Here is a 15,832-nt window from a genome sequence, read left to right as displayed (position 1 = left end):
ATCAGGAATCAAGTTCGGCAAGAACCTCGTCGCTGACATCAGCATTGGAATAGACGTTCTGAACTTCGTCGCTGTCTTCGAGCGCATCGATGAGGTTGAAGACCTTGCTGGCGGTGTCCGCGTCCAAGCTGACTTCGATCCCGGGCACGAAGGATGCCTCGGCCGAGTCATAGTCGATGCCTGCATCGACAAGTGCTGTGCGCACAGCGACGAGGTCGGTGGCCTCGCAGATGATCTCGAAGTTCTCGCCTTCGTCCTTGACCTCTTCGGCGCCGGCGTCGAGGGTGGCCAGGACGATCGAGTCCTCGTCGGTTCCCTCGGCAGGAACGATGATGACGCCCTTGCGGTCGAAGTTGTAGGTGACCGATCCTGGGTCTGCCATGGTGCCGCCGTTGCGCGTGACTGCCACGCGGACTTCGGAGGCCGCACGGTTGCGGTTGTCGGTCAGGCATTCGATGAGGAGGGCGACACCGCCGGCGGCATATCCTTCGTACAGAATGTTCTCGTAGTTCACCGCAGAGCCGTCGAGACCACCGCCGCGCTTGACCGCGCGAGTGATGTTGTCGGCAGGAACCGAGTTCTTCTTCGCCTTCTGAACCGCGTCGAACAGCGTCGGGTTACCTTCGAGATCAGGCCCACCGTTGCGAGCAGCAACCTCGATGTTCTTGATCAGCTTGGCAAAGAGCTTGGCCCTCTTGGAGTCGATGGCAGCTTTTTTGTGTTTAGTCGTTGCCCACTTGGAATGACCTGACACTGGTGTTCCTTCCTATAGATACAGCCCCTAGAGTCTATACGCTCGGCACACCGTTATGTGCGCTGTGCCGCACGAAGCAGCTCCCCGCTCAGGCGGTACGTTCCCTCAGCTGACGACGAGCGGCCACTCAGCCGAAGACGATGGCCCACTCAGTCGATGACGAGGGGAACCTCGGGCACAGAGCCCGCCGTGACGAGATCCATGAGGCTGAGAAGATTCTTCGGGTAGATCGTCTCCGCCGTGGTCATCAGCTCTTCGCGGGACCACCACCGGAATTCGAGCAGACTGCGCTTCTCGACGTCCGTCCAGACAGCGTCTTCGAGTTCGATGTCCTCGCTCGTGCGGAATGCGAAGTAGGTCTCATGCTGATGCAGCGACCGCTCGGTGAATTTGAAGACTCCGTCGCGGGTTGCCAAGGGTCCAATGAGCTCACCGGGTTCGCATTCGATCCCGGTCTCCTCCGCGAGTTCTCGGGCAGCGGTCTGAGCCGCGGACTCCCCGAGTTCGGAACCGCCGCCGCAGGTCATCCACCACTGGTGGGTGGGTGTGAGCAGGTCCTGAGCTCGAATCAGGAGAACCTCGTCGCGCTCATTGAGTAATACGACCCGTGAGGCTTTACGAGGTTTCATGGTTCTCCAGGAGTTGACGATGGACGGACGCAGTGTGTGCAGAATAGTGAAGCGGCAAGCAACCGGCAAGACCGCAATCGTAACCGACAGAACGATATCGGGTAGTGGCCAGACGACCAAGCTGGTGACGTTCAATGTGAGAAATCACCGACTTGGGACGTGATCTGGCCGGGTGCAAGAGGGGTAGGGGCATCGCCTCAGAGGCGGTCGAGTTGATCATCGGCTCAGTGGATCGCCGAGGCGGTCTGGCCGTCGAGATCCGCATCGACGGCTCCGCCCAGATGCTGGTCCCACCAGTCGAGCATCGCTTCGAAGCGCTGCCGACGGTGGCGGGGCTGACCCGAACGTGAGAGTTCGTGGTTCTCTCCGGGGAAGATGAGCATTTCGGTGTCCACACCGGCCCGCTGCAGCGCGGCATAGTACTGCTGAGCCTGTTCGAGCGGACAGCGGAGGTCGAGTTCCGAATGCATCACCAGGCTGGGCGTGCGCACCTGCGAGGCGTGCGCCAAAGGCGACTGCCGTGCAATGGCCTCCCGATCACGGGTGGTGTACTCCTCGGTGAAGAACCGTCCGATGTCGGAGGTGCCGACGAAGCTGTCGGGGTCCAGGTAGCCGCGTTCGACGATGGCTGTCTGGAAGCGATGATCGGCAGCGGTGATCATCGCGGTGAGATAGCCGCCGTAGGAACCGCCCTGGACGCCGAGGCGGGTGGAGTCGAGTTCTGCATCCTCGGCCAACGCGTAGTCAAGGACCGCAAGGACGTCTGCCATCGCCGGGGCCGCCATGTTCCCCTGCACAGCTGTCCCCCATGCGCGGGTGCGTCCGCCGGAGCCGCGCGGGTTCGCGTAGACCACGGCAAAGCCTGCCGAGGTGAGCACCTGGGTTTCGTCGAACCACCCGTGGGTGTACTGCGCGAACGGTCCACCGTGGATGTTGAGAATGACGGGGAATGGGCCTGGTCCGCTGGGCTTCGCCAGCCACCCTGTGATGGCCCCGCCCTCACCGTCGGCGCGAAGAACCTGCGGGAGGACGGAATTCGCGGGCGCAGGATGTGCTCTGAGCGCCTCGCCGTCGCCAGCGGATGTTCCGCCGGACCTGGAGAGTTCCACACGGTTGAGAACAGCAGGGTTCGTGGGCGTCTCCCCTGTCCAGACGAGACTGTCTCCGTCAACGTCGAAGCCGTTGACCACTGCTGTGTCATCCGTGAGGAAATCCAGTTCGTCCAGCGTCCGCTTCTGGGCATCCAGATCGATCGAGATGATCCGTGAGGCTCCGTCCGTGTCCACGACAGCGATGACAGAAGCCTCGGCCGCATCTGAGGCGTTTCCGGCGGTGTCGACGACCTGGGGCCGCGTTGACGCGACCGAGACGGTCTCCGGGTCGGTCAGGCGTCGTGTCGAGCCGGTGGTCAGATCGTGGACGAAGAGCCCGGGCATCTGCCCGACGAAGTCGAGTTCGTCTCGGGTCAGCTCGTTGCCGACGAGCAGCACAGTCTCATCGTCGATCCAACGGTGCAGGTTCACACTCATCCGCGGCAGCGTCAGCGGCTCCGGATGGTCTCCACCAAGCAGCCACACCGTCGTTAGCAGGTCGGGCTCGCCATGGTCGGGTGCCACCGAGGAGACCACGCTGACTCGGGTGCCGCTCGGTGAGAACTGCGGATCGTGGACATCCGACTCCGGGGACTCCAGGAGTGTGGACAACGGGACTTCGGCGCCGCCGGCGATGCCGGACTTCCCCAGTCCCGGCTCGACGAGATCAACCAGAAAGGCCCGCGCCGGACGGTCGTTCGTGTAGCCCAGCCCATTGCTCAGGTATGCCGCCGAGGTGATTCGCCGTGGCGCTTCCTCGCCTGCGGGGATGTCGTCGTCCTGGCCGTAGCGTCCAGGTTCAGCCACCCGCGCGACGTAGAGTGCCCGTGCGCCCTCATCGTCGAGCGCGAACTCGGAGACGCCGAGGTGGTTGTCCGTGATCCGATGTGCCGTCTCGAGGCTGGAGCCGACGAACAGCTGGGCTGATTCCTTCTTGGCCGCACTCAGATATCCGGACCAATTGCTCCGGACTTCGGGGGCGAAGTCGCGCCAGTTGTGGGTCAGCCGTCTCGAGGTCTCCCCCGACAGAGCGAAGAGCTGCGAGAGGTAGCTGTTCGACTCGAGGTCGGGGCGGGTGATCGTGATGACGGCTTCGCTGCCGCGCAGCAGTGGGGATGAGTACTCGGCGAGAGAGTCGAGATCTTCGGGGTTCATCTGTTCCATTCCTTTGACAGCGCTGCCTGCACGTCGGCGTGCACCTGCGGCAGAGCCTTGGTCTGTGCCACGACGGGCAGGAAGTTCGAGTCGCCGCCCCATCTGGGCACAATGTGCTGATGGAGGTGCGCGGCGATTCCGGCACCTGCCACGGGCCCTTGGTTCATTCCCAAGTTGAAGCCGTCCGGGGACGATACGGCGCGAATCACGGTCATCGCCTTCTGCGAGAAGCGGGCGATTTCCGCCGTCTCCGACTCGGTCAGCTCCGTGTAGTCCGCGACGTGACGATAGGGGCAGATGAGGAGGTGGCCGGGGTTGTACGGGTACAGGTTGAGCACCGCGTACACTTCGTCGCCGCGGGCCACGATCAGGCCCTGTTCATCGGACTTCGTCGGTGCGCTGCAGAACGGGCACTCGGAGACTCCGGAGTGCTTGGGTTTGTCCTGTCCTCCGATGTAGACCATCCGGTGCGGAGTCCACAGCCGCTGGAAGCCATCGGGCTCCCCCGGGAAGCCCGCAGCCGCCTCGGGTTCGGGCATGCCTTCACAGGGATCGAGCCTGCCCTCGCCGAGGCGGTTGTGTGGGTCCTCTGTCATACCTGGGCCTTGGTTTCGATGGATTCGACGATCCGGGTGACCGCCTCGGCGACGGACACGCCGTTGTCCTGCTCACCGTTGCGGAAACGGAACGACACGGCGTTCGCGTCGCGATCCTCCCCACCGGCGATAAGCACGAAGGGCACTTTCGACTTCGAGGCGTTGCGGATCTTCTTCGGGAACCGATCGTCGCTGTCATCGATCTCGACGCGAACACCGGCTGCCCGCAGCTGTGCGGCCACCTCGGCGAGGTAATCATTGAATTCCTCAGCCACAGGGATGCAGGTGACCTGGACCGGTGCCAGCCAGACGGGGAACGCGCCTGCATAGTGTTCGATGAGCACACCCATGAACCGTTCGATGGACCCGAACTTCGCCGAGTGGATCATCACCGGCTGCTTGCGGGTGCCGTCGGCGGCCTGGTATTCCAGGCCGAAGCGCTCCGGCTGGTTGAAGTCGAGCTGCACGGTCGACATCTGCCAGGTCCGGCCGATGGCATCGCGGGCCTGGACGGAGACTTTGGGCCCGTAGAACGCGGCTCCGCCGGGATCGGGGACCAGTTCGAGCCCGGTCTCCCGCGCAACCTCTTCGAGGACCTGAGTGGCTTCTGCCCACTGCTCATCCGAACCGATGAACTTGTCCTTCTTCTTCCCGTCTTCATCGCGTGTGGAGAGTTCGAGGTAGAAGTCGTCGAGTCCGAAGTCACGCAGCAGGCTGAGGACGAATTCGAGCAGGTGACGGATCTCCTTCGCAGCGTCCTCCTGAGCCACATAGGAGTGCGAATCGTCCTGGGTCAGTGCGCGCACACGGGTGAGGCCGTGAACGACGCCGGAGGCCTCGTCACGGTACACCGTGCCGAATTCGAAGAGACGCAGGGGAAGCTCGCGATAGGAGCGTCCACGCGAGCGGAAGATCAGGTTGTGCATCGGGCAGTTCATCGCCTTGAGACGATATGGGGTGCCCTCCTTGACGATCTCCCCGGATTCGTCGCGGACCTCGTCGACGGAGATCGGCGGGAACATGTTCTCGCCGTAGTACGGCAGGTGCCCGGAGGTGTAGTAGAGGGCCTCCTTGGAGATGTGCGGCGTGCCGACGTATTCGAAGCCCTCTTCGATGTGGCGGGCGCGGACGTAGTCCTCCATCTCGCGCTTGATGACTCCGCCCTTGGGATGGAAGACGGGCAGACCGGAGCCGAGCTCCTCGGGGAACGAGAACAGATCGAGTTCGGCACCGAGCTTGCGGTGGTCACGGCGTTCTGCCTCGGCGAGGCGATCCTGGTGGGCCTTGAGATCCTCTTTCGAGGCCCAGGCGGTGCCGTAGACGCGCTGCAGGCTCGCATTGGCCTGATCTCCGCGCCAATAGGCCGCCGAGGAGCGGGTGACCGCGAACCCGTTGCCGATCAGTTTGGTAGTGGGCAGGTGCGGTCCGCGGCAGAGGTCCTGCCACACGATTTCGCCCTTGCGGTCACGGTTCTCGTAGACGGTGAGTTCACCTGCGCCGACCTCGACGGAGGCCGAGTCGTCGGAGCCCGCGCCCTTGTCAGAGATGAGTTCGAGTTTGTAGGGCTCATTCGCCATGCGCTCGCGTGCTTCCGACTCGTCCACGACGACACGGTTGAAGGTCTGACCGGACTTCACGATCTGGGCGGCCTTCTTCTGGATCGCCTTGAGATCGTCAGGGGTGAAGGGCTCAGCGACATCGAAGTCGAAGTAGTAGCCGTCTGTGATGTAGGGCCCGATGCCGAGCTTCGCGTCTGGGAACAGGTCCTGGACGGCCTGGGCGGTGACGTGTGCGGCCGAGTGGCGCAGGATGTCGAGACCTGCGGGGGAATCGATGGTGATCGGAGCGACCTTGTCACCAGCGGAAAGTTCGCGGCTGAGGTCGACAGGCTGCCCGTCGAGCCACATTGCAACGACCGTGCGGTCCGTGGAGAAGATCTCCGTGCCGGTCAGTCCCTGTTTCCAAGGAATGGTCTCTCCCGCGCAGTCAATGCTGTCTGCCACTGATCTTCTCCGTTCGTCTGTTCTAGGGTGTCTCGCCACTCGAGTCTAATACCAAATCGGCGGTGCGAAATCAGTTGGGTGGCAGTCATAAGACCGCCACCCAACTGGTGAATCATATGCAGTTTTCGATGTCCGCGCGGTTGGCGCCTACGTCAGTCGGGATCGGAGCGTCGTCCCGAGCCGTATCACGCGGCCTTGCTGAACTCGAAGTCCTTGCCCTTGCCCAGGTCTTCGCTCATGGAGAGCTTCAGGTGGACCTTGTCGACCTCGGCCGACGGAACTGCGAATGCCAGTTCGACGGTCTCTTCTCCTCCAGCCGGGATCGGCCCGGAGAAAGGGAAGCCGCCCTTGAATTTGGAGGCGTCGAACACATCCTTATATTCCTTGCCCGCACCATTGTCGGCGGTGAACTGCGCAAGCGAAAGATCAACGTCGGAGCTTCCACTGTTCTTTGCGGTCACGGTCACGATTGCGATCTCGCCGTTGCTGCTTTCGGCGCCAGCAGCATTTTCGGACGCAGTACCCGATTTCACGGCGACCGCTGCCGTCACATCGGTGCCGATCTCAACCCCTCCGCTCTCGACAGGAGGAGCCGCCGCTTCACTGCCGTCAGACGAGCCTGCACCCTGGCTGGGGTCCTGGGCAGGCTCAGAGGGATTCTGAACCGGAGCTGCGGATGAGGACTGCTCGTCGGCGGCTTCGCCTACAGCGGTGAGGAACATGCCGCCGAAGATCAAGGTGACGATGACCGAGATGATCGAGAACAGGATGGCGATGAAGCTGAGGATCATGCCGGTGATGGTCATGCCCTTGTTGTTGGCCAACCCCTTCTTGATCGCGGAGAGACCTACGAAGGCGAAGATCACGCCGGCAACGCCGAAGATGAATCCGATGCCGAAGAAGATGGACAGGACGATGCCGGCAATGCCACCGACCAACGCGAGGATTCCCCAGATGTTCTTCGATTTATTGCTGCCCGGACCGGCCGAATACGAACCGTAGCTCCCATTGGGGTTAGCGGGGATGAACTGGTCCGACGAACCGTCAGCACCGGCGTAAGCGGGCTGCTGGCCGTACTGGTTCGCGTCGTAGCCCTGCGCGTTGGGGTCGTAGCCCTGACCATAGCCGCCCTGGTTCTGGCTGTAGGGATCCTGGTTATAGGGATCCTGGTTGTAACCCTGCGCATTGGGGTCATAGCCCTGACTGTTGGGGTCGTAGCCGCCCTGGTTCTGATCGTAGCCTGGAGCACCCGTGTCGTTCGGCTGGCCGTACTGCGGCTGCGACCCGTATTGAGTTTGCGAGCCGTACTGGGGCTGCTGATTCGGATCGTTCTGCGAACCGTACTGCGGTGGCTGCGAACCGTACTGCGGTGGCTGCTGGCCGTTGTTCTGATCACCCGAATAACCAGGAGCGCTGGGCGGCTGGTTGTCGGGGCCCTGACCGTTCGGGTTCTGATTTCTAGAACCGTTGTTCGGTTCGTACGGGTTCTGAGGAGTAGACATGAGTGCTCCGAGGTCTTCGTCGATGGTTACCGTCACTAGCGTACTAGTTAATGTGTCGCTTTCCCCATGGCATTCACGTGGCAGTCCTGACACACGCCCGACACATCGGGGTCGAGCTCATCGCGCTGAATACGCGGATGATGAATGCACGAAGCCCCGAGCGAGTCACTCGGGGCTTCTTCTGTGCGCGATACTGGGATCGAACCAGTGACCTCTTCCGTGTCAGGGAAGCGCGCTACCGCTGCGCCAATCGCGCCTTATTCATTTGTTGCACCGGAACACAAGGTCCCTGTGCGCGATACTGGGATCGAACCAGTGACCTCTTCCGTGTGAAGGAAGCGCGCTACCGCTGCGCCAATCGCGCCGACTCACCAACAGCGAACTGTTGGACGAATCCGAGGTGGCGACGGGATTCGAACCCGTGTATACGGCTTTGCAGGCCGCTGCCTCGCCTCTCGGCCACGCCACCATCAAGGCAGTGCCATGACGCCTTCGAGCGGATGACGGGATTCGAACCCGCGACCCTCACCTTGGCAAGGTGATGCTCTACCAGCTGAGCCACATCCGCATTTCTCGCTGCCCGGTTTCCCTGGCAACGAGATACAACTCTATACGCAGGTGGCGGTCCATGCAAAATCAGATCCGAGTGATCGTGGTCACACACACAAATCGGGCTTTCAGACTCATCGACTTATATTGGAAGAGTGAACGACGATCCCCAGGACAAGCGCCCCACAGGGTGGCTGTCACGCCATCACAAACAAGGCGTGCGCCCCTGGCGCAAAACGCGTCTGAGCTTCCTGCGCTGGCGCAGAACCGTCATGGCCAACCCGCACACGGCACGGCTCTATCGGACCATCGTCGGCGGAGTGGGCAGCCTCATCGTGCTCATCGGTCTGGTGCTCGTGCCTTTTCCGGGCCCGGGGTGGCTCATCGTCATCATCGGACTGTTCGTCATCTCCAGCGAGTTCCGTTGGGCGCAGCGGATTCTGCGCTTCGTTCGCCTCAATGTGGAGAAATGGACGCACTGGGTCATGGCGCAGCCGGTCTGGGTGCGCTGGACGCTCGCTGCGGTCACAGCGGTATTCGTTGCCGTCATCGTCTGGGCCGCGTTCAGGATCATCGGACTCCCCGACTGGGTGCCCGAACTCGAGGTCCTCAAATACCTCGAGCTGCAGTAGCGCTGACGCGCCTGCCCACAGGGCCTGCTGCTGTCAGTAGAGCCACGCCTGTTACTGCGAGGAGAGCGCTGTCAGGCGCGAAAGGCAGCGCATGTACTTCTTCCGGTACCCTCCGGCCAATGCCTCTTCGGTGAAGACCTTGTTCAACGCCTGTCCCGAGTTGATGATCTTGACGTTGCGGTCATAGAGCCTGTCGACGAGGGCAACGAAGCGCAGCGCGACACCCTCGTTGTCGATCGTCGTCACGTCTTCCCACACGGCCGCGTCCAGCCCATCGACCATGCGACCGTACTTGGAAGGATGAACGGTGGAGAGATGGCGCAGAAGTGTCGGGAAGTCGTCGCGGGCGACTGTGCCGGCCAACTCGGAGGCCGCGGCATCGAGGTTCTCGGCAGGAACCGGTTCGGCCGGCTCGCTCAGCCCACGGTGACGGTAGTCCCTGCCTTCGATGCGGTAGATGTCGAATTGGTCGGCCAGCGCCTGGATCTCACGGATGAAGTCCTGCGCGGCGAAGCGGCCCTCCCCCAAGGATCCGGGCAGAGTGTTCGAGGTGGCGATGATCTTCACGCCGGCGTCAGTGAGTTCGCGCATGAGGCGTGACATGAGCACCGTGTCGCCGGGATCGTCGAGTTCGAACTCGTCGACGCAGACGAGCTTCATCTGTGAGAGATCGTCACGGGCACGGATGAATCCGAGCGCGCCGACGAGGTTCGTGTATTCGACGAAGGTGCCGAAGGTCGCAGGCTTCTCATTCGCATGCCAGGCCGAAGCCAACAGGTGTGTCTTGCCCACGCCGTAGCCGCCGTCGAGGTAGACGCCCTTCGGTCCGTCCTTGCCCTTGGAGAACAGCTTGCCCAGAAAGCCCTTGGAGGTCGACGATGCCACGAACTCCTCCAGTTTGTTGCGTGCCTGGGCCTGCGAGGGCTCCGAGTCATCGGTGCGGTAGCTGGCGAAGGACACGTCGTGGAACTGCGGTGGCGGGACGAGGCCCGCAATCAGTTCGTCGGGTGCAACTTGGGGGGAACGGTCGCTCAGTGCGACCAGAGTCTGCTCGGCATTCACTCGGCCTAGTCTATTGCAGGCCACGCGTGGTCGATCAACTGCCTCTGACGTGAGAGTGCTCTCAGCCTGCGTGCGAGCACTCCCGCTGAGGTCGTTTCAGCAGAGGTCGTCTCAGCTGAAGTCGAAGCCCAAGCGCCCCAGCTGCTTCGGGTCTCTCTGCCAGTCCTTGGCGATCTTCACATGCAGGTCGAGGTACACCTTGGTCCCGAGCAGTGCTTCGATTCCGCGCCTGGATTCGCTTCCGATCGCCTTGAGTCGGCTGCCGCCCTTGCCGATGATGATCGCCTTCTGGCTGGAGCGTTCGACGTAGAGGTTGACGTGGACGTTCCACAGCGGGTTGTCTTCGCTGCGTCCCTCGCGGGGGTACATCTCCTCGACCTGAGCGGCCAGCGAGTGCGGAAGCTCGTCGCGGACGCCTTCGAGCGCGGCCTCACGGACGAGCTCGGCGATCATCATCTCCTCCGGCTCATCCGTCAGCTCACCTTCGGGGTAGAGCGGCGGTGAGACCGGCAGGTGACCGGTCAGAACGGAATCGACCGTGTCGATCTGGAACCCGTCGACAGCCGAGACCGGAACCACGTCGGCGAAGTCGGCGAGGGCACCCACGGCCAGCAGAGCCTCGGCGACCTTCTCCTGGGAGACCTTGTCGGTCTTCGTCACCAGAGCCACGATCGGGGTGCGGCCGTCGAGGAGCTCGAGCTGGGACGCGATGTATTTGTCCCCGGGTCCGATCGGTTCGTCAGCGGGCAGACAGAAGCCGATGACGTCGACTTCGCTCAGTGTCGAAGCCACAAGATCGTTGAGGCGGCTGCCCAGCAGGGTCCGCGGCTTGTGGAGACCCGGGGTGTCGACGAGGATCAGCTGGTGATCGTCTTTGTGGACGATGCCGCGGATCGTGTGCCGGGTGGTCTGGGGCTTCGCCGAGGTGATCGCCACCTTCTCCCCCACCAGCGCGTTCGTCAGCGTTGACTTACCGGTGTTCGGTCGGCCCACGAAGCAGGCGAAGCCGGCCCGGTAGTTCTCGGGGTAATCCGTACGAAATTCCATTTCAGTTCTCTTCCTTCGTGACCCTGACGTGGGTGATGCGGTGGCGGCGGCCCTGACCCTCCATCGCTTCGATGTTGAGACCTTCGATCGCTGCCTTCGAGCCGTCGATGGGAACGCGGCCGATGAGCTTCGTGAGCAGACCGCCGACGCTGTTGACGTCGTCCTCGTCGATCTTCACATCGAAGTAGTCGGCGAAGTCGGAGATCGACATGCGGGTGCTGATGACGAATGAGCCGTCGTCGACCTCGACGAGTTCATCATCACTGGTGTCGTATTCGTCTTCGATCTCGCCGACGATCTCCTCCACGATGTCTTCGATGGTGACGAGTCCGGCGGTGCCGCCGTATTCATCGACGAGGATCGCCAGATGCGTCGAATCGAGCTGCATCTGCTCCAGCAGTTCATCGGCAGGTTTGGTCTCGGGGACGAACAGAACTCCCCGTGCCAGAATGTCGACCGATCGCTCTGCGTCCTCCGGGTGGAGGTGGAGTCGTCTGGCGACATCCTTGAGGTAGGCAACGCCGCGTATGTCGTCGAGGTCCTCTCCGCTGACGGGGATCCGTGAGAATCCCGAGCGGAGGAAGAGGTTCATGACCTTAGTCAGCGGTGTGCCGGAGTTGACCGTCACGAGGTCGGTGCGCGGAACCATGACCTCATTCGCCGAGGTGTCCGAGAGGTTGAAGACGGATTGGATCATCTCCCGTTCGCCGTCTTCGATGATGTCGGACTCGCTGGCACGCTCCACGAGGTCGCGCAGCTGGTCGGAGGTGACGAACGGGCCATCCTTGTACACGCGGTCCGGCGTCAGCAGGTTGCCGAGGAGGACGAGGATCTTCGTCAGCGGCTTGAGCACGACCAGTGCTGCGCCCACAACCCAGCTGAGGTTGAGGCAGACGGCCAGAGAACGGCGTCGACCGATGGTCCGTGGGGACACGCCGGCGACGACGAAGACAGCGATCGAGGCGGTGAGCACTGTGAGCACGACCATGAGCGGTCCCACGGAGTAGATCGAGTTATAGGCCAGAGCAATGAAGACCGTGGCCAATGCCTCCATGAAGTTTCGGACGAAGATGATGACGTTGATGTTGGTGGGCAGATCGATAAGGATCTTCTCAGCCCGAAACGCGGCCTTCTTGCCTTCGTCCTTCGCATCCTGGATCGCCTGATGGGACACGCTGAGCAGAGCGGCATCGACAGCAGACAGAGTCGCCGAAACGACCAGACACAGTGCGGCACCGAGGAACAGCCAGAGCACGGCTCAGACCTCGGTGGGGGAAGGGATGTCGGTGCGACCATCGTAGCGGGCGGCGAAGAAGGTGAGCAGCAGATGCCGCTGCAGGGCGAACATCTCCTCCTTCTCCTCAGGCTCGCCGTGGTCGTATCCGAGCAGGTGCAGGAACCCGTGGACGGTCAGCAGGAGCACCTCGTCCATGGTCGAATGTCCCGAGGACGAGGCCTGGGCGGCGGCCACCTCGGGGCAGATGATGATGTCGCCCATCTGGCCCTCGGTGGGAGCTCCGGCCTGTCCCTGTGTGAGCTGGTCCATCGGGAACGACATCACATCGGTGGGACCGTCGAGGTCCATCCAGGAGATGTGGAGTTCCTCCATCGCCTTCGCATCGACCATCGTGACTGCGAGTTCCGCGCCGGCGTGCATGTGCAGAGCCTGACCCAAGTATTCGGTCAGAGCCACGACCTCGTCGAGGTCGATAGCTTCGTCTGTCTCGTTTGAGATCTCGGTATTCACTCGGTGCTTCCCCACAGGTCATAGGCGTCGACGATCTTCGTCACCAGCTGATGGCGGACGACATCCTTGCTGCCGAGGTGGCAGAATTCCATGTCGTCGATTCCGGTCAGAATGTCCTGGACAAGGTTGAGTCCGCTGCGGGTCTTGCCCGGCAGGTCGATCTGGGAGACGTCACCGGTGACGACCATCCTCGCGCCGAAGCCCAGCCGGGTGAGGAACATCTTCATCTGCTCGCCGGTCGTGTTCTGCGCTTCATCGAGGATGATGAACGCATCGTTGAGGGTGCGGCCGCGCATGTATGCCAACGGTGCGACCTCGATGGTCCCCGTTTCGATGAGCAGCGGAATCGACTCGGGATCAACCATGTCGTGCAGGGCATCGTAGAGGGGCCGCACGTAGGGGTCGATCTTCTCGTTCAGCGTTCCCGGCAGGTAGCCCAGGCTCTCCCCCGCCTCAACCGCTGGGCGGGTGAGGATGATGCGTGAGACTTCTTTGTGCTGCAGGGCGTTGATGGCCATGGCCATCGCCAGGTATGTCTTGCCCGTACCTGCTGGGCCGATGCCGAAGGTGATCGTGTGGTTGCGGATCGCATTGACGTAGTCGTGCTGGCCCATCGTCTTGGGACGGATGGACTTTCCGCGGGTAGACAGGATGTTCGTTCCCATCACCGCCGAGGCGGCCTTGCCCTCCGAGGAGAACGACGCCACCCGGTCGATCGTCTCCTCGTTGATGCGGTGGCCGGAACCGTGCAGCTTTTTGAGCTCCCCGATCACGGAGACGAAAGCTGCCACGCGCGTCGGTTCACCGCTGGCCTGAACCTGGTTGGCGCGCACGTGCAGGTCAAGGTCGGGGAATACTCGCTCGAGCTTCCGCAGGTTCGACTCCCCCGGCCCGAAGAACTCGACCAGATCGATGGAGTCGGGAATCACGAGACGCACTGTGTCCGATGCAGCTTCTTCGGCAGGTGTGTTGTTCACAGAGTTCGTGGGCTGAGTGGAGGTGTCCAGAATGATCCTTCGTGACTATTTGTACTTGTGGGAGTACTGCAATTGTGTGCTTCCATCGTAGTCGCCTTCGTCACCAACGGCCCAATGAATTCTGAGCCATGACGAGTCCGGCCGCTCCGGCCGACGACGACCGCAGGACCGTGGGTCCCAGGAGAACAGCTTTCGCACCGATGGCTGCGAGTGCATCGAGCTCAGCGTCGCTGATCCCGCCTTCAGGACCGACGACGAGGACGATGCGTCCAGAGTCTGCGCCCGAGGCTTCTTCGACGGCTGAGGTATTCGCTGGTCCGGAATCTCTCAGAGCCTGCGACAGTTTCTGCTCGGCGGCTTCGTGGAGGACGTAGACGGTGTCGGTCTCGGTCAGAATCGATGCCAGGCCGGTGCCGCGGGCAAGTTCGTGGCGCAGAGGGAAGCGGGAGCGTCTGGCCTGCAGGGATGCCGCCCGCAGAACGTTGTCCCACTTGGCTGCGAGCTTGTCGCGCTTCTTCGCGGGCCAGTCGGCGATCGAGCGCTCGGCGGCCCAGGGGACCACCTCGTCGACTCCGATCTCTGTGGCGGATTCGATCGCCTGCAGATCGCGGTCGCCCTTGGCCAGAGCCTGCACGAGGACCAACCGTGGCTGGTCCTCGTCGGTGTGAGTCACCGAGGCGACGTGCAGTCCGAGTTCGTTCGCCGAGGCGGCCGAGACCGTTCCGCGTACGCGGGTGCCGGATCCGTCGACGACTTCGAGCTCGTCCCCGGGCCCGAGTCTGCGGACTCGGACCGCATGCCCGGCCACGTCCTCACCGAAGGTGAGCACCTGACCGGGGGCCGCCTCGGCGACCTGGGTCGAGTAGAAGACGGGAAGACTCACCGACCGGCGAACTTCTCGCGCATGCGGGAGAACATGCCGCGGTTCTGGGTGGTGATCTGAGCGCGTGGGGTCTCTTCCTCGCGCAGAGTCGCCAGCTGTGACAGCAGTTCCCTCTGCTCATCGTCAAGCTTGTCCGGCGTCAACACGTCGACCGTGACGAGCAGATCGCCTCGGGTCTCCGAACGCAGCCGGGTGGCGCCGAGTCCTGGAAGCTTGATGACAGTGCCCGATTGGATGCCGGCTTCGATCGAGAGTTCCTGCGAGCCGTCGAAGGTGTCGAAGGGGATCGAAGCGCCCAGAGCGGCTGCGGTCATCGGCACGGAGACGGAGGCGCGCAGGTTGTCACCGTCGCGCTGGAAGACTTCGTGGCGGGCGACCATGACCTCGACGAAGAGGTCACCGGCAGGACCGCCGCCGGGTCCCACTTCGCCCTGCGATGAGAGCTGGATGCGGGTTCCGTCGGAGACTCCGGCGGGGATGCGGATCTTCATGGTCCGCTGCTTGCGAACGCGACCGTCACCCTGGCAGTTGAGGCAGGGGTTGGGGATGACGGTGCCGAAGCCGTGGCAGGAGTTGCACGTCTGGTTCGTCACCATCTGGCCCAGGAGCGTTCGGGTCATGCGCTGAACGCTGCCGGCACCGTGGCACAGGGAGCACGTCTCAACGGATGTGCCCTGCTGGGTTCCGGCACCTGAACATGTGTCGCAGACGACGGCAGTGGTGACATCGAGGTCGATGTTGCCGCCGAACGCGGCGGTCTCGAGATCGATGTTGACTCCGACGAGTGCGTCCTTGCCGCGCTGTGTGCGCGGCATCGGACCGCCGGCCGAGCCGGCTCCCCCGCCGAAGAAGGTCTCAAAGATGTCGCCGAAGCCGCCGAAGCCGCCTCCGGCTGGGAAGCCCTGTCCGTTCTCGCCGCCGCCCATGTCGTAGTTCCGGCGCTTCTCCGAATCGGAGAGGACATCGTAGGCGAGGGAAATGGCTTTGAATTCGTCCTCGTGTCCGGGGTTCACATCGGGGTGATACTTCCGGGCCAGCTTTCGGTACGACGATTTGATTTCAGCCGCCGAAGCGTCTTTGGACACTCCGAGTGTTTCATAGTGATCGGCCACAGAAACTTCTCTCTCCCTGGTGGTGTGCGTTGTTCGCGTTATCGTGCCTGTTCGCAGTGTGGTGCTTGGTCGCGCTGTTCTGCTTGTTCGCGC

General features: G+C 62.7%; 14 protein-coding genes and 4 tRNA genes. 1 reads left to right on the top strand and 17 read right to left on the bottom strand.

Annotation, left to right across the window (positions count from 1 at the left end):
• Position 1: 1 nt before the first annotated feature.
• The 10 genes from HU144_RS11855 to HU144_RS11805 form a co-directional block, all read right to left on the bottom strand.
• Positions 2–754 (bottom strand): YebC/PmpR family DNA-binding transcriptional regulator, encoded by a 753-nt coding sequence (locus HU144_RS11855; protein ID WP_198396313.1) that lies wholly within the window; start codon positions 752–754, stop codon positions 2–4.
• Positions 755–903: 149 nt separating this feature from the next.
• Complete coding sequence (locus HU144_RS11850; RefSeq protein ID WP_232488276.1) at positions 904–1,383, bottom strand: NUDIX hydrolase; 480 nt, start codon at positions 1,381–1,383, stop codon at positions 904–906.
• 224 nt (positions 1,384–1,607) lie between these two features.
• The gene (locus HU144_RS11845) at positions 1,608–3,629 is read right to left on the bottom strand and encodes a S9 family peptidase (RefSeq protein WP_235351495.1); all 2,022 of its coding nucleotides are present in this window, start codon (positions 3,627–3,629) and stop codon (positions 1,608–1,610) included.
• Positions 3,626–4,225: an HIT family protein gene (locus HU144_RS11840; RefSeq protein ID WP_442862654.1), complete on the bottom strand. Its 600-nt coding sequence runs from the start codon at positions 4,223–4,225 to the stop codon at positions 3,626–3,628. The genes HU144_RS11845 and HU144_RS11840 overlap by 4 nt, the downstream gene beginning before the upstream one ends.
• Positions 4,222–6,228, bottom strand: coding sequence for a threonine--tRNA ligase (gene thrS, locus HU144_RS11835; protein WP_235351494.1), 2,007 nt, complete (start codon positions 6,226–6,228; stop codon positions 4,222–4,224). The genes HU144_RS11840 and thrS overlap by 4 nt, the downstream gene beginning before the upstream one ends.
• A 185-nt stretch (positions 6,229–6,413) precedes the next feature.
• The gene (locus HU144_RS19210; protein ID WP_268825879.1) at positions 6,414–7,730 is read right to left on the bottom strand and encodes a DUF4352 domain-containing protein; all 1,317 of its coding nucleotides are present in this window, start codon (positions 7,728–7,730) and stop codon (positions 6,414–6,416) included.
• 184 nt (positions 7,731–7,914) lie between these two features.
• Positions 7,915–7,986, bottom strand: a tRNA-Val gene (locus tag HU144_RS11820).
• A 36-nt stretch (positions 7,987–8,022) separates the two neighbouring features.
• Positions 8,023–8,094 (bottom strand) — tRNA-Val (locus HU144_RS11815).
• 34 nt (positions 8,095–8,128) lie between these two features.
• A tRNA-Cys gene (locus HU144_RS11810) sits at positions 8,129–8,199 on the bottom strand.
• Between the two features lie 26 nt (positions 8,200–8,225).
• Positions 8,226–8,298 (bottom strand) — tRNA-Gly (locus HU144_RS11805).
• A gap of 136 nt (positions 8,299–8,434) precedes the next feature.
• Here HU144_RS11805 and HU144_RS11800 point away from each other — a divergent pair.
• Entirely contained in the window at positions 8,435–8,911 is a 477-nt protein-coding gene (locus HU144_RS11800) for a TIGR02611 family protein (protein ID WP_235351493.1), read from the top strand.
• A 51-nt stretch (positions 8,912–8,962) separates the two neighbouring features.
• On the opposite strand, the gene zapE is transcribed toward HU144_RS11800, so the two are convergent.
• The 7 genes from zapE to dnaJ form a co-directional block, all read right to left on the bottom strand.
• Entirely contained in the window at positions 8,963–9,973 is a 1,011-nt protein-coding gene (gene zapE / locus HU144_RS11795; RefSeq protein ID WP_235351492.1) for a cell division protein ZapE, read from the bottom strand.
• Positions 9,974–10,084: 111 nt separating this feature from the next.
• Entirely contained in the window at positions 10,085–11,020 is a 936-nt protein-coding gene (gene era / locus HU144_RS11790) for a GTPase Era (RefSeq protein WP_198396319.1), read from the bottom strand.
• Between the two features lies 1 nt (position 11,021).
• Positions 11,022–12,275, bottom strand: a complete 1,254-nt coding sequence (locus HU144_RS11785; RefSeq protein WP_235351491.1) for a hemolysin family protein — start codon at positions 12,273–12,275, stop codon at positions 11,022–11,024.
• A gap of 3 nt (positions 12,276–12,278) precedes the next feature.
• Positions 12,279–12,767: an rRNA maturation RNase YbeY gene (ybeY, locus tag HU144_RS11780; RefSeq protein ID WP_235351490.1), complete on the bottom strand. Its 489-nt coding sequence runs from the start codon at positions 12,765–12,767 to the stop codon at positions 12,279–12,281.
• Positions 12,764–13,696: a PhoH family protein gene (locus HU144_RS11775; RefSeq protein WP_442862653.1), complete on the bottom strand. Its 933-nt coding sequence runs from the start codon at positions 13,694–13,696 to the stop codon at positions 12,764–12,766. The genes ybeY and HU144_RS11775 overlap by 4 nt, the downstream gene beginning before the upstream one ends.
• Before the next feature lie 148 nt (positions 13,697–13,844).
• Positions 13,845–14,627, bottom strand: a complete 783-nt coding sequence (locus HU144_RS11770; protein WP_235351489.1) for a 16S rRNA (uracil(1498)-N(3))-methyltransferase — start codon at positions 14,625–14,627, stop codon at positions 13,845–13,847.
• Positions 14,624–15,739, bottom strand: coding sequence for a molecular chaperone DnaJ (gene dnaJ / locus HU144_RS11765; RefSeq protein WP_235351488.1), 1,116 nt, complete (start codon positions 15,737–15,739; stop codon positions 14,624–14,626). The genes HU144_RS11770 and dnaJ overlap by 4 nt, the downstream gene beginning before the upstream one ends.
• Positions 15,740–15,832: the final 93 nt, after the last annotated feature.

The sequence above is a fragment of the Brevibacterium sp. UCMA 11752 genome (assembly GCF_021532235.1).
Taxonomy (GTDB): Bacteria; Actinomycetota; Actinomycetes; order Actinomycetales; family Brevibacteriaceae; genus Brevibacterium; species Brevibacterium antiquum.
The sequence above is the reverse complement of the archived record's forward strand: the minus strand, read 5'-3'. Positions and strand labels throughout refer to the sequence as shown.